General features: G+C 69.1%; 11 protein-coding genes and 1 pseudogene. 6 read left to right on the top strand and 6 right to left on the bottom strand.

The window, feature by feature from the left end:
* Positions 1-388: 388 nt before the first annotated feature.
* Positions 389-658, bottom strand: a complete 270-nt coding sequence (locus AB0M95_RS35905) for a VOC family protein (protein WP_363774641.1) — start codon at positions 656-658, stop codon at positions 389-391.
* A 77-nt stretch (positions 659-735) separates the two neighbouring features.
* Between AB0M95_RS35905 and AB0M95_RS35900 the strand changes: the two are divergent.
* From AB0M95_RS35900 to AB0M95_RS35880, 5 genes and pseudogenes are all read left to right on the top strand, one after another.
* Positions 736-1,170 (top strand): annotated as a pseudogene (locus AB0M95_RS35900) (LysR substrate-binding domain-containing protein); the annotation flags it as partial.
* Between the two features lie 386 nt (positions 1,171-1,556).
* A complete protein-coding gene (locus AB0M95_RS35895; RefSeq protein ID WP_363774635.1) occupies positions 1,557-2,246 on the top strand; it encodes a response regulator transcription factor in 690 nt (229 codons plus the stop codon).
* A 6-nt stretch (positions 2,247-2,252) separates the two neighbouring features.
* On the top strand, positions 2,253-3,677 hold the full coding sequence (locus tag AB0M95_RS35890; protein ID WP_363774632.1) for an ATP-binding protein: 1,425 nt from the start codon (positions 2,253-2,255) through the stop codon (positions 3,675-3,677).
* A gap of 143 nt (positions 3,678-3,820) precedes the next feature.
* Positions 3,821-4,246 (top strand): hypothetical protein, encoded by a 426-nt coding sequence (locus AB0M95_RS35885; protein ID WP_363774630.1) that lies wholly within the window; start codon positions 3,821-3,823, stop codon positions 4,244-4,246.
* Between the two features lie 174 nt (positions 4,247-4,420).
* Positions 4,421-6,439 carry a glycosyltransferase family 39 protein gene (locus AB0M95_RS35880; protein ID WP_363774627.1) on the top strand — a complete coding sequence of 673 codons (2,019 nt, stop codon included), beginning with the start codon at positions 4,421-4,423 and terminating at the stop codon, positions 6,437-6,439.
* Between the two features lie 91 nt (positions 6,440-6,530).
* On the opposite strand, the gene AB0M95_RS35875 is transcribed toward AB0M95_RS35880, so the two are convergent.
* From AB0M95_RS35875 to glnA, 3 genes are all read right to left on the bottom strand, one after another.
* On the bottom strand, positions 6,531-6,968 hold the full coding sequence (locus tag AB0M95_RS35875; protein ID WP_363774624.1) for a type II toxin-antitoxin system PemK/MazF family toxin: 438 nt from the start codon (positions 6,966-6,968) through the stop codon (positions 6,531-6,533).
* Between the two features lie 323 nt (positions 6,969-7,291).
* Positions 7,292-8,137, bottom strand: a complete 846-nt coding sequence (locus AB0M95_RS35870; protein ID WP_363774621.1) for an alpha/beta fold hydrolase — start codon at positions 8,135-8,137, stop codon at positions 7,292-7,294.
* 429 nt (positions 8,138-8,566) lie between these two features.
* Complete coding sequence (glnA, locus tag AB0M95_RS35865; RefSeq protein ID WP_358513234.1) at positions 8,567-9,991, bottom strand: type I glutamate--ammonia ligase; 1,425 nt, start codon at positions 9,989-9,991, stop codon at positions 8,567-8,569.
* A gap of 142 nt (positions 9,992-10,133) precedes the next feature.
* Here glnA and AB0M95_RS35860 point away from each other — a divergent pair, with 142 nt between their 5' ends.
* Positions 10,134-10,595, top strand: a complete 462-nt coding sequence (locus AB0M95_RS35860) for an RDD family protein (protein ID WP_358513236.1) — start codon at positions 10,134-10,136, stop codon at positions 10,593-10,595.
* 99 nt (positions 10,596-10,694) lie between these two features.
* Here the strand turns inward: AB0M95_RS35860 and AB0M95_RS35855 are convergent, their stop codons facing one another.
* On the bottom strand, positions 10,695-11,507 hold the full coding sequence (locus tag AB0M95_RS35855) for a class I SAM-dependent methyltransferase (RefSeq protein ID WP_363774618.1): 813 nt from the start codon (positions 11,505-11,507) through the stop codon (positions 10,695-10,697).
* The gene (locus AB0M95_RS35850; protein ID WP_358513240.1) at positions 11,507-12,187 is read right to left on the bottom strand and encodes a DUF4191 domain-containing protein; all 681 of its coding nucleotides are present in this window, start codon (positions 12,185-12,187) and stop codon (positions 11,507-11,509) included. The genes AB0M95_RS35855 and AB0M95_RS35850 overlap by 1 nt, the downstream gene beginning before the upstream one ends.
* Between the last annotated feature and the right edge of the window lie 159 nt (positions 12,188-12,346).

The raw sequence follows: 12,346 nt of genomic DNA, 5'->3' as shown, positions 1-12,346 counted from the left end.
AAACATTAATATATAAATTCTTTCCCTCCCCGCGGCTTTTCGTTTCAGCATTTTTCGGTTTTGTTTTATACCCTGTTACGTCTATACCCCTCGGGGGGGGTGGGGGGGGGGGGGGGGGCGCCCCCCCCCCCCCCCACCGCGAGGAGCAAGGTCGAGTCGTTTCGGGACGCGGCTATGGCAGCTCGGCGTGCGTGCCCTGCCGGTGAGCGCTCTCTGGCCAGGCAGAGGCCCGAGGCGGCGAAACCATAGGTGATCTCGCCACTTGAGAAACTGTCTTGAAGGCCGAGGATGTGGGCCTGGGTGAGGGCGACGTGGTCGAAGGCGGCTCGCGGCCCGCCTTCGCACGGATCTGTTTCCGGGCTTCGGTCCAGGACCTGTCCGGGGCGGATCAGGCCTGCGGCTGCGTGATGTTGACCATCCAGCCGATGCCGAACCTGTCGACGCACATGCCGAACTCGTCGCCCCACATCTGCTTCTCCAGGGGAACCTGGACGGTGCCGCCTGCGCTGAGTTTCTCCCAGTAGCCGCGCAGTTCGCCGGTGTCGTCCCCGCTGAGGCTGATCGAGATGTTGTCCCCAGGGTTGCGGGTCATCCCGGGCGGGGTGTCGGAGGCCATGAGCGTGTACCCGCTTGCGGTCTCCAGTTGCCCGTGCATGATGCCGTTGGCGTCCGCACCGTGCTCCCCGGCGGCCTCGCCGAAGGTGTTCAGCGTCAGGCTGCCGGCTCACCCGGACGCCCTTCGATGACACCGGAATCAGCATGCGCGTGCTGCGTTCCGACCCGATCGGGGTGGTCCTGCGCGCGGACGACCCGCTCGCCGACCGCGACACCCTATGCCTGGCCGACCTCGCCGACCGTCCCTGGTTCCAGCTGCCGGCGGGCACGGACCCGGTTTGGAGCGCCTACTGGAACGGGGCGACGCCCGTCGGCGAGCGGCATGCCGGCCCGGTGGTGCGCACGGTCAACGAATGCATGCAGGCCGTCCTCTGGAACGGGACGATCGGCATCGCGCCGGGCACCCACGCCCTGCCCGATGGGCTGACCTGGGCGGCTCTGACCGACATGCCCCCGAGCTCTCTCGTTGTCGCCTGGGCGACCGGGAATGAAAGCCCCCTGACGCGGTCATTCGCCCACATCGCCGTTCACGCGTACCGATCAGCGCAAACGTAGTCGAGATCGTGCATCCCTGCGCTCGCGCACTGAGCCACCGCGCAGGCCGCGACGACGAAGGGCGAGGATGAGGTGGTGGATATCGGCCGGTAGGTCTCGGCGCAGGCAGGGCAATGGGAGGCGCGCCGGGTCTTGAACGGCACGCGAAGGACACCGTCGGATTCGGTGGCGGTGGAGTAGCGGTGAGCGTCCACTATGTGCTCATTGTGAAGATCAATCATTCGATGCTTCCTGGCGGCGGCGGTGGCGCGACCGGCCGCTGGGACCGACGCTGAGCATGCGCAGGCCAGCACCGGCCACACCGACCTGGACCGGGGACACGGGCGCAGGCGACTAGGCAGCCGGCCGGACGCGCCCTGTCCGGATGTTCGTTTAGCTTGGAGTGTGTGCGCGTTCTGGTAGTGGAGGACGAGGTTCGGACGTCGGCGCTGCTTCAGCGGGGGCTGGCCGAGGAGGGTTACGCCGTCGATGTGGCGGCCGACGGGCAGGGCGCGGTGTGGCAGGCCACGGAGTTCCGTTACGACGTCGTGGTCCTTGACGTGCTGCTCCCGGACCTGGACGGCTTCGAGGTGTGCCGCCGCCTTCGCGCGGAGGGTTGCTGGGCTCCGGTGCTGATGCTGACCGCTCTCGACGCGGTCCCGGATCGGGTACGCGGTCTGGACGCGGGCGCGGACGACTATCTGACCAAGCCCTTCAGCTTCACCGAGTTGTCCGCGCGCCTCCGGGCGTTGATCCGCCGTGGGGCACGCGAGCGACCGACGTCGTTGCAGGCCGGTGACCTGCGGCTGGATCCGGCGAGCCGCAGAGCTTGGCGCGGGGACACCGAGCTGGACCTGTCACCGAAGGAGTTCGCGCTGCTGGAGTTGTTCCTCCGCCATCCGGGACAGGTGCTCACCCGCACCCACATCCTGGAGCACGTATGGGACTTCGCCTATGACGGCGTCTCCAATGTCGTAGACCAGTACATCGCCTACCTTCGCCGCAAGATCGACCGGCCGTTCGGCGTGAAGCACCTGGAGACCGTCCGCGGTGCCGGCTACCGGCTCCGAGTCCCGGTTCCCCCCGGCGCCAGGTGAGCCGTGGTGTCGCTGCGGCTGCGGCTTTCGCTGCTGTTCACTCTGGGCATCGCGATTGCGATCGCCATCGCCGGGATGGTGTTCCTGGCCCAGCTCCAGTCCGGCTTGAACACCGCCTTGGACGAGACGCTCCGCGCCCGGGGGGAGGCCGTGACGACCCGGCTCGCCGCGATCCAGGCGACCGCACGCCCGATTGGCGGTGACCAGCGGGGCGACTACCGAGGCGAGTTCTCCGAATCCGAGCAGGTGACGCAGGTCCTCACCCCCGAAGGCGCCGTGCTGGAATCGACCGCGGGTCCGGCCACGCTGCTCACGGCCGCGCAACTCAAGCGCGCTTCCGAGGGATCGCTGTTCTTCACCGGCAGCATCGAAGGCGAGCGTGTCCGGGTGCTGGCCATGCCCGCGCGCCGAGCGGGCGACGAGGTCATCGCGGCGGTGGGCGAGAGCACCGGTGTCATCGAGGAGGCGCAGGCGCGGGCGCGTACCGCCATCTGGGCTGTGGGAGCGTCGGCCGTCGCCGTGGCGGGATTCGGCGCGTGGCTGGTGGCAGGAGCGGCGCTGCACCCCGTGACCAGGATGCGCCGCCGGCTGGCGAACATCACCGAGCACAGTACGGACGCTCGCCTGCGCGTCCCGCGAACCCGCGACGAGATCGCCTCCCTCGCGGAGGCCATGAACGGGCTGCTGGACCGGCTGCAGCGGGCTCTGGCACGTCAGCGCGGCTTCGTCGCGGACGCCGGTCACGAATTGCGCACTCCGTTGACCGCGCTCAAAGCGGAGCTGGAGCTCGCCGCCAGGCCCGGGCGGGACCGGGAGACGCTCACCATGGCGATCTCGGCCGCGGCGGCCGACACCGAGCGGCTGATCCGGCTGGCCGAAGACCTGCTGTTGCTGGCCCGCGCCGACGAAGGAGCCGAATTCCTGCAAGCGCAGCCGATCACGCTCTCCGATCTCGTGGCGGCCTCCGTGCGAAGCTCAGCGGCCACCGCCGCCACGCGAACGATCTCGATGGAACTGGACGCCGACCCGTCGATACGGATCGTGGGCGATCCGGACCGGCTTCGCCAGGTCGTTGACAACCTGCTTGGCAACGCACTTCGCCACGCCCCCGAGGGCAGCACCGTGGGACTGAACGTGCGGACCGCGACCAGCGACGGCGAGCCTGTGGCGGTCATCGAGGTCAGCGACCGTGGGCCCGGGTTTCCGCCGGAGTTCCTTCCATACGCCTTCGAACGCTTCCGCCGCGCCGACGCCGGACGTGCCCGCACGCAGGGCGGGGTCGGCCTGGGCCTCGCGGTCGTGGCGTCCATCGCCAACGCTCACGGCGGCAGGGCCCGTGCCGAGAACCGCCCGGGCGGGGGCGCACGTGTCTGGGCCGAGTTCCCTCTCCGTCGTCCTCGGGGGCATTCCCGTGGGCGTGACCACCTCTGACGTGCCGCTTTGTGGTTCCGCGGCCTCTGTCCAGGCATGTAGGGAAAGATGTCAATGCTCACATCTGGCGTACACGACCGTCTCATGAGCCGGCCTGCAAGCTGATCGGTGTCAGTCGACAACCGATTCCAAGGAAGTAATCAGTGAAGGTCACGCCCAAGATCGCCGCGATCACCCTGACGACCCTCGCCCTGGCAGGTGTGGGAGCCAGCACGGCGCTCGCCTCCAGCAACCCAGCCCCCAAGGCGCCGGTCGCTGTCAACTGGTCGCAGCCGACCACGTCGGATGCCGCTGCCGATGGCGAGCAGCAGGACGACAACGCCACCACTGCGAGCAGCCAGGGTCAGGACAAGCAGGACAAGGCCGGCCCCAACGACCCCGTTGATTCCACGGGCAAGGAGCCCGGCGGGAAGGCCGACGCGGAGACCAACGACGGCCCCGGTGGTAAGCCCGACGCCGAGACCAACGACGGTCCCGGCGGAAAGGCCGACGCCGAGACCAACGACGGTCCCGGCGGGCACACCGACCCGGCTGGTGATGTGAACCACCAGGCCACCGGCAAGCACTAACCACCACCGGCAAGGAGTAACAGCGAGAGATGGACGCGAGCCAGGGCCGCGGGGTGGCCCTGGCTCGCGGTCTTTCGTGGGCCGCTGCGCGAGGGTCCGGGAAATCCGCCGAAGGTTCCCACAGCCGTCTGGGTGTTATGCGGCTTTTATCCAGGAAGAAGCATATTTGTCCACATGAACGGGAACATGTCGCCTAGCATGGCGCTCGCCGCGGGCTCGCCGGCTCCCCGCCGGTGGCGCCCGTGGAGATCCACCCCCGGTGAGCCCGCGTACGCCCGCCCGCTGCTGCTGCTGATCGCAGCGGTCGCCGCGGTCCTGTTCACGTGGGACCTCGACCGCAGCGATTACCACATCTTCTACGCGACCGCCGTGCGCAGCATGACCCAGAGTCCGCTGGCCTTCCTGTTCGGCTCGTTCGACCCGGGCAACTCCATCACGCTCGACAAGCTGCCGGGGTTCCTGTGGCCGCAGGCGATATCGGCGTTCGTGTTTGGTTTTCACCCGTGGGCGTTGGTCCTGCCTCAGGCCATCGAGGGTGTCCTGTGCGTGTTCGTCCTCTACAAGGTGGTGCGTCGCTGGGCCGGCGACGTGCCGGCGCTCCTGGCGGCGGCCATCTTCACGCTGACCCCGGTGACCGTGGGTCTGGGTCGATCCATCGTCGAGGACTCGCTGTTCACGCTGTTGCTCTTGCTGGCCGCCGAGGCCGTGCAGCGCTCGGTGGAGCAGGCCCGGCTGCAGATCCTGCTGCCGGCCGCTGCCTACGTCGGGCTGGCGTTCCAGACCAAGATGCTGGAGGCTTGGGCCGTCCTGCCGGCACTGGGACTCACCTACCTGGTCGCCGCTCCCATCTCGCTGCGCCGCAGGACCGCGCACGTGGCGCTGGCAGGCCTGGTCACGGTCGGGGTGTCCGCCTCCTGGATCCTGATCGCGGCACTGATACCGACGAGCCAGCGGCCGTACATCGACGGCACGACGAACAATTCGGCCCTCAGCATGGTCGTCGGCTACAACTTCCTGAACCGCTTCGGATCCCTGGGGGTCGACGCGTCCACGACCGGAAGCGTCATCGCGGACCAACAACGCGTGGATCCGGCGCCCGGCCGGACGGCGGATGCCACGACGGGCTCTTCGACGTCCCACATGGGCGACAGCGTGGCGAAGATGGTGAGTCCGGGGATCGCCTCGCAGACAGGGTGGCTCTATCCGCTCGCCCTGCTCTCGATCGGGCTCAGCCTCCTCACCCTCATTCGCAGGCGCGCCTCCCGGACCGACCGCCACCTCGCCCACCTGCTTTTGTGGGGGGTGTGGCTGGCGACGTACTTCCTGGTCTTCAGCGTCGGCAGCGTCACCGGGCACACGTACTACATGGGGGTCGTCGCCGTGCCGCTGGCAGCCCTGATCGGCACCGGCTTCATGATCTGCTGGAAGGCGTACAAGGCCGGCGGGAGGCGGGCCTGGGTGCTGCCCGCCGCACTCGCCGTCAACGCCGCCTGGTGTGCCCTGCTCGCACTGTGCTACCCGAGGTTCCTGCCCTGGCTGGCCCCCATGACCCTCGGGTTGTGCGTCATCGGAGTGGTCCTCATGTGTGTCCCCAGGCCGGGCCGGACCGCACCCCGTGGGGCGGCCATGGCGATCGGCATGGCGACCGGTATGGCGTCGGTGCTGGTCGGGCCTGCGGCCTGGTCGGTCTCGGCACTCGACGCGCGCTACAGTGAGACCGGTGGAATGGGCAGGGTCGGCCCGACCAGCCACCAGGGACGGCCCCAAGGGCTGACGCCGCGGCAGCGCAGCCTGCTGGCCTACGTGACGGCGCACCGCGCGGGCGCGAAGTACCTGTTCGCCGTAGAACGCTGGAATGACGCATCGCCGTACATCCTTTACGCCGCCGCATCGATCCTTCCGATGGGCGGCTACACCGGACAGGTCCCCTTCCCCACGCTGTCGCAGTTCTCCGGGCTCGTCGCGTCCGGGCAGGTCCGCTACGTGTTGTTGCGCGTCGGCCGGGGCGTCGCCGACCGGCCGGGGTCGACGACCGCGCAGGTCACGTCCTGGGTCCGTGCCAGGTGCACGCTCGTCCCGGAGCCCGCCTACGGCGGACCGCTCTTCCCTTCCCGGCGAGTCGGCGCCGTCGGCGGGGGGCACAGCGCGGCGGGTCCGAAGTGGGTACTCCACCGATGCGGCCCGGGCGCCTGAGCCCCGGTGGGCCCGGCGTCTGAGCATCTCTTCCGGCCCGGAGATGGGGGGCGCGGCGGCGACGGCTGAGGATGAACCGGGTGCTCGGGTCCTACGCGAACGGCCAGCCGTAGCGGCGGTGCAGGACTGCGGCCGCACGGGCGAACCTGGCCTGGTCGAGAATGGAGCCTTCGCGGCGGATGTCGTCCTCGTTGAGTTCGAAGATCCGGTCCAGCCGCAGGTAGGAGACCCGGTCCCCGCGGCCCCAGGTGCCGAGCTCCAGCCAGTCATCCTGGTGATCCTGGTCGGGTTCGCGGCTGGACAGCATCATGCCCAGCAGCCGTCGCCCATGGCGGCCGACGAGCAGCAGGGGCCTGTCCTTGCCCCGCGTGGCGTCCTCCTCGTACGGCACCCAGGCCCATACGATCTCGCCGGGATCGGCCAGACCGTCCAGGTCCGGGGAGTATTCCAGGGCCGCCGCCCCCTCCACGTCGTACACCTGCCGCACCACGCCGCGAACGGGACGCGGGTCCTCGCCGAGATCACGCATGATCGCAGCCTAGCGGCGGGCCAGGGGACGATTCCGTAGTACCTCGGTTTCCGGGCGACGCTAGTGGTTCGGCGGGATGCGGTAGACGGAGACGTGGTTACGCGAGTTGGCGGTGAACTCGGCTCCGCTCCAGTCCGCGTGCCGCCGAACATCGTCAACGCCAACGTGGAGAAGGTCACCGGCCGCCCCGCCCGCACCTTCGCCCAGTGGGCTGCCGAGCACGCGGACGCCTTCCGGCCCTTAGGGGCACTTCACGCCGAGGCCTTCCGGCGGCGATGGGCCGCTGGCAGCGTCGGCCGCAGGTGCGCGCCCTGCAGGACTTCTTAGCTGATCGTCCTGTCGCGTAGGCGTCCGTCCCGCAGCCATTCGGCTGCCGTCCGGATCACCGCGGCCTGCCATGCCTGGCTTTGAGGGTTGTGATATTGCGGGTCGTCGTGGACGGCGAAGGTGTGCTGTGCGCCTTCGACCTCGACCAGGTCGCACGGGGCGGTGAACTGGGGCACGGCCGCTCGGGAGGACTCGATCGGCACGAGGGTGTCCTTGGTGCCGTGCACGATCAGGGTCGGGGCCTTGATGGAACCGAGGATGGTGTGCGGCTGCAGCCAGAAGACCTCGTTGAGGAGCGGCCGGCCGTGGCGCAGGGTGGGGGTGAAAGTGATGGATCCCTGCTCGGTGAGCTGGCGGGCGACGTCTTCGTCTAGGTAGTCGTCGTGCCAGTAGGGGCGGCTGTCGATGGTGCGCTTCTTGTAGTCGAGCTGGGGGTTGAGCAGGACCAGCCGGGACACTTCGTCGGGCCGGTGAGCGGCGTAGTAGCCGCAGATGCCGCCCCCGAAGCTCGTGCCGAGCAGGCTGAGTCTCGCGGCCTTGGTCGTCTCGCGGAGCTGCTGCAGCGCGGAGCGGATGTCGTTGAGGATGGTCGAGAGGGTCAGTTCTTCTTGTCTGCCTTCGCTCTCGCCGTGGCCGCGCAGGTCGAAGCGGAGGGATGCCAAGCCGTGGTCGCCCAGTCCGTGGGCCATCCGGGTGAAGAAGCCGCTTTCGTGACGCGTCACCCCGCCGCCGTGGACCAGGACGACGGCGTGCTCTGGCGGTCCATCTGGTGTGACGAGCGTTCCGGCGAGCTGTTGGCCGTCGAGGGTCCGGAAGGTGATCTCATGCTCTGTTGAAGTCACCTTCAGCAGGATAGGCACTGCCCTGGGCCGGTGGAAGCGTTCGCGATGGTCCAGGGAGGGCCGCGCAGTTCAGGGCGAGGTAAGCGGCAGGCGTCGGTCTGCGACGTGGACCCGCTGCGGGTTGAGGAGGCGGTGCAGTTGTTGTACAGGCTGGCCAGCGTGGTCGTAGGTGATGCGGGTGATGTCGAGCAGAGGACTCCCGCAGCTGGCGCGGAACACCGATGCCTCCTTCGGAGAGGCCGCAGGGGGCTTCCTGAGTCCTCTCACGTGCAGAACGGCCTGGCATCGAATCACGATGCCAGGCCGTTCTGTTCGGGTTCTGTTCCGCCTAAGGACGAGAAACGACGGGAAACAACGAGCAAGAATGAGAACATTTTTCCAGCTCAGCGGCTGTTCCTAGGAAGATCGCCGAGGCCGGAAAACCCGCCGTCACACGTCGTAGTACAGCTCGAACTCGTGCGGGTGGGGGCGCAGGCGGATCGGGTCGATCTCGTTCTCGCGCTTGTAGCTGATCCACGTCTCGATCAGGTCGGGCGTGAAGACGCCGCCTTCGAGCAGGAACTCGTGGTCGGCCTCGAGGGCGTTGAGAACCTCGGCGAGCGAGCCCGGGACCTGCGGAACCTGGCCGGCCTCCTCGGGCGGAAGCTCGTACAGGTCCTTGTCGACCGGCGCCGGCGGCTCGATCTTGTTGCGGATGCCGTCCAGGCCCGCCATGAGCTGCGCGGCGAACGCGAAGTACGGGTTGCAGGACGGGTCGGGCACCCGGAACTCGATGCGCTTGGCCTTGGGGTTGGACCCGGTGATCGGGATGCGGATGCAGGCCGAGCGGTTGCGCTGGGAGTAGACCAGGTTGACCGGCGCCTCGTAGCCCGGCACCAGGCGGTGGTAGGAGTTCACCGTCGGGTTGGTGAACGCCAGCAGCGCGGGCGCGTGCTTGAGCAGGCCGCCGATGTAGTAGCGGGCGGTGTCGGACAGGCCCGCGTAGCCGACCTCGTCGTAGAAGAGCGGCTCGCCGTCCTTCCAGAGCGACTGGTGGCAGTGCATGCCGGAGCCGTTGTCACCGAAGATCGGCTTGGGCATGAAGGTGACCGTGTGGCCGTACTCGACCGCGGTGTTCTTGATGATGTACTTGTACAGCATCAGGTTGTCGGCGGTCTTGAGCAGCGTGCCGAACCTGAAGTCGATCTCGGCCTGGCCGGCGGTGCCGACCTCGTGGTGCTGCATCTCGGTCTCGATGCCGGCGTCGATCAGACGGCGCACCATCTCGGAGCGCAGGTCGGTGAAGTGGTCCATCGGCGGCACGGGGAAGTACCCGCCCTTGTACCGCGGCTTGTAGCCGAGGTTGCCGCCCTCCTGGGCCTTGCCGGTGTTCCAGGCGCCCTCGATGGAGTCGATGTGGTAGTACGACTCGCTGGCGCTGCTGGCGAAGCGCACGTCGTCGAAGATGTAGAACTCGGCTTCGGGGCCGAAGAACACCGTGTCGGCGATGCCGGTGCCCTTGAGGTACTCCTCGGCCTTGCGCGCGACGTTGCGCGGGTCGCGGCTGTAGGCCTCGCCCGTCAGCGGGTCGTGCACGAAGAAGTTGATGATGAGGGTCTTGTGCTGGCGGAACGGGTCCAGCACGGCCGTGGACGGGTCGGGTAGCAGCAGCATGTCCGACTCGTGGATGGCCTGGAAACCGCGGATCGACGATCCGTCGAACATCAGGCCGTCGGTGAAGACGCTTGCGCCGAAGTTCTCCACGGGGAACGTGAAGTGATGCGTCGTGCCCGGCAGGTCGGTGAACCTGACATCGACGAACTGCACCCCTTCATCCCTGATGTACTTCAGGACATCGTCAGCGGAGCTGAACATCCAACCTCCCAAGGGCACGGGCTTACAGACTCGAACGTAGGCCTGTGCCGTTTCCACCCCGTGTCTCGTCTGTTTCACTGGTGTTAAGCGGAGGGGGTGTACCGCCGAACGGACCATGGCGGTTCGCGGTTATCTTACCTGCATGGACAAGCAGCCCAGGTGGACCCAGACGTGGATCGGCGGGACCCGCGCGGCCGGTGTCGATCTCGGGTATCCGGGCGAGCGGCTCGGCCTGCCTCCCGAGGGCAGCGGCTCGGTCGCCAGGTTCGGCAGGCGCATCGGCGCGGTCCTGGTCGACTGGCTGATCTGCACCTGGGCCATCGCCCAGGGCCTGCTCCGCGCCGACCCGCGCACGGCCGGGTGGGTCGGACTCGGCGTTTTCGCCCTGGAGTACGTCGTGCTCGTCGGGTTCATGGGGATGACCTTCGGCATGAGGCTGTTCGGCATCCGCGTCGCCACCCTGGACGGAGGCGGCCGTCCGCCCTTCGGCGCCGTCCTGCTGCGCACGCTGCTGCTCTGCCTGGCCGTCCCCGCCCTGATCTGGGACCGCGACCAGCGCGGGCTGCACGACCGCGCCTCCCGGACCGTCGTCGTCCGCATCTGAGGACGGACTCCGGGGGACGGACGCCCCGCCCGTAAGGACCCGGACGCCCCGCCCGCCGTAAGCGGGCACAGGGACCTGCCGGGGGCCTCCGGCGCGCTCTCAGCCCGCGCCGGGCCTCACGCACGTGAAGATCGCGGTGCCGGGGAGGTGACGGCCGCGCAGCGGGCTCCAGCCACCCCACGTGCGGTCGTGGCCCGGCGGCCACTCCGGCTCCACCAGCGAGGTCAGCACCAGCCCCGCGCCGGTGATCGCCGACACCCAGTCGCCCAGCGTGCGGTGATGCTCGACGTAGGACGCCTCGCCGTGCGCGTCGCGCTCGACGTACGGCGTGCGGTCGAAGTAGGAGCGGTCGGCGGTCAGCCCGCGCGGCCCCGGATCGTCCGGGAACGCCCAGCGGATCGGGTGGGAGACCGAGAAGACCAGCAGCCCGCCGGGACGCAGCACCCTGCGCACCTCGGCCAGCACCGCTCCGGCGTCCGCCACGAACGGCAGCGCGCCGTACGCCGAGCAGGCGAGGTCGAAGGAGGCGCCGGCGAACGGGATCCGGCCCGCGTCGGCCTGCACGACCGGCAGGCGCACGCCGAACTCCTCGTCGATGCGGCGGGAGTGCTGGAGCTGGCGGCGGGACACGTCGAACGCGGCGACCTCGGCGCCCTGGCCGGCGAGCCACCGGCCGCACTGGCCCGCGCCGCACCCGATCTCCAGGACGCGCCTGCCCCGGACGTCGCCGAGCAGGCGGGCGTCCGCCTCGTCCAGCCCCTCGGGGCACCAGACGAAGCCCGCGTCGCGCAGGAACTCGCCGTGCTCGGCCTGGTACTCGTCCGCCGCCGAATCCCACCAGCGGCGGCTGGCCAGCACGCTGGACGGCTGGTCCAGCGGGCCGCGCGACACCGCCGAGAGGATCTCGGGCATCAGCGCATCTTGCCGCGCGGCATGCGCGCGCCCTTGGGCATGGGGCCCTTGGGCACGGGAAGCGTCTGCGGCAGCGCCCGGAGCCGGTAGTTGACCTCCGACACCGCCTGCTTCTTCAGGTTGCGCGGCAGCTTCATCAGGTGGCGCTGGAGCTTGTTGAGGGGCACCTGGCCCTCGCCCTCGCCGCACTGGATGTCGTACACCGGGACGTCGATCGCCACGCGCTGGACGCGCTTCTTCTCGGCGACCAGCATCTTCTGCACCCGGGCGCCGGGCCCCTCGGACACCAGCACGATGCCGGGGTAGCCGACGGCGCGGTGCACGACGTCCTGGTCGCGGGTGACGGCGACGGCCGGGGTGACCTCCCAGTTGCCGCGCATGCTCTGCAGGATCGCCGCGGCGGCGCCGGGCTGCCCGTCGAGCATGGAGTACTGGGCGCGCTGGGCGAGCTGGCCGAAGACCACCATGCCGACCGTCACGGCGACCATGACGCCGAGGACGATGAGCTGCCACACCAGACCCGTCACGAGCCCGAGGACGACGAATACGGCCAGCGTGGCGAGGGCCGACGCGTAGACGATCGGCATCCCCTTGGGGTTGGCCTTCTTGATGATCTGAGCGACCATGCGGAGCTGCTTGACGCGCCCCGGGCGGTCTGGGTCTGCGGGCTTGTTGGCCATGGTTAAAGGATACAAATGCAGGGCTGAAGAAAGGAAAACGTGATCTGACGCAGGTCGGACCGTGACCGTCCGCGTGGCGGTGAGTGCAGGACCGGACACGCCGCGTCCGGCGCGGGGGGTCGGTGATCGGCGGCCACGTCCCGGAGCCCGTGGGCGGGC

This window comes from Sphaerisporangium sp. NPDC051017 (genome assembly GCF_040683095.1).
Classification (GTDB): Bacteria; Actinomycetota; Actinomycetes; order Streptosporangiales; family Streptosporangiaceae; genus Sphaerisporangium.
The sequence above is the reverse complement of the archived record's forward strand: the minus strand, read 5'-3'. Positions and strand labels throughout refer to the sequence as shown.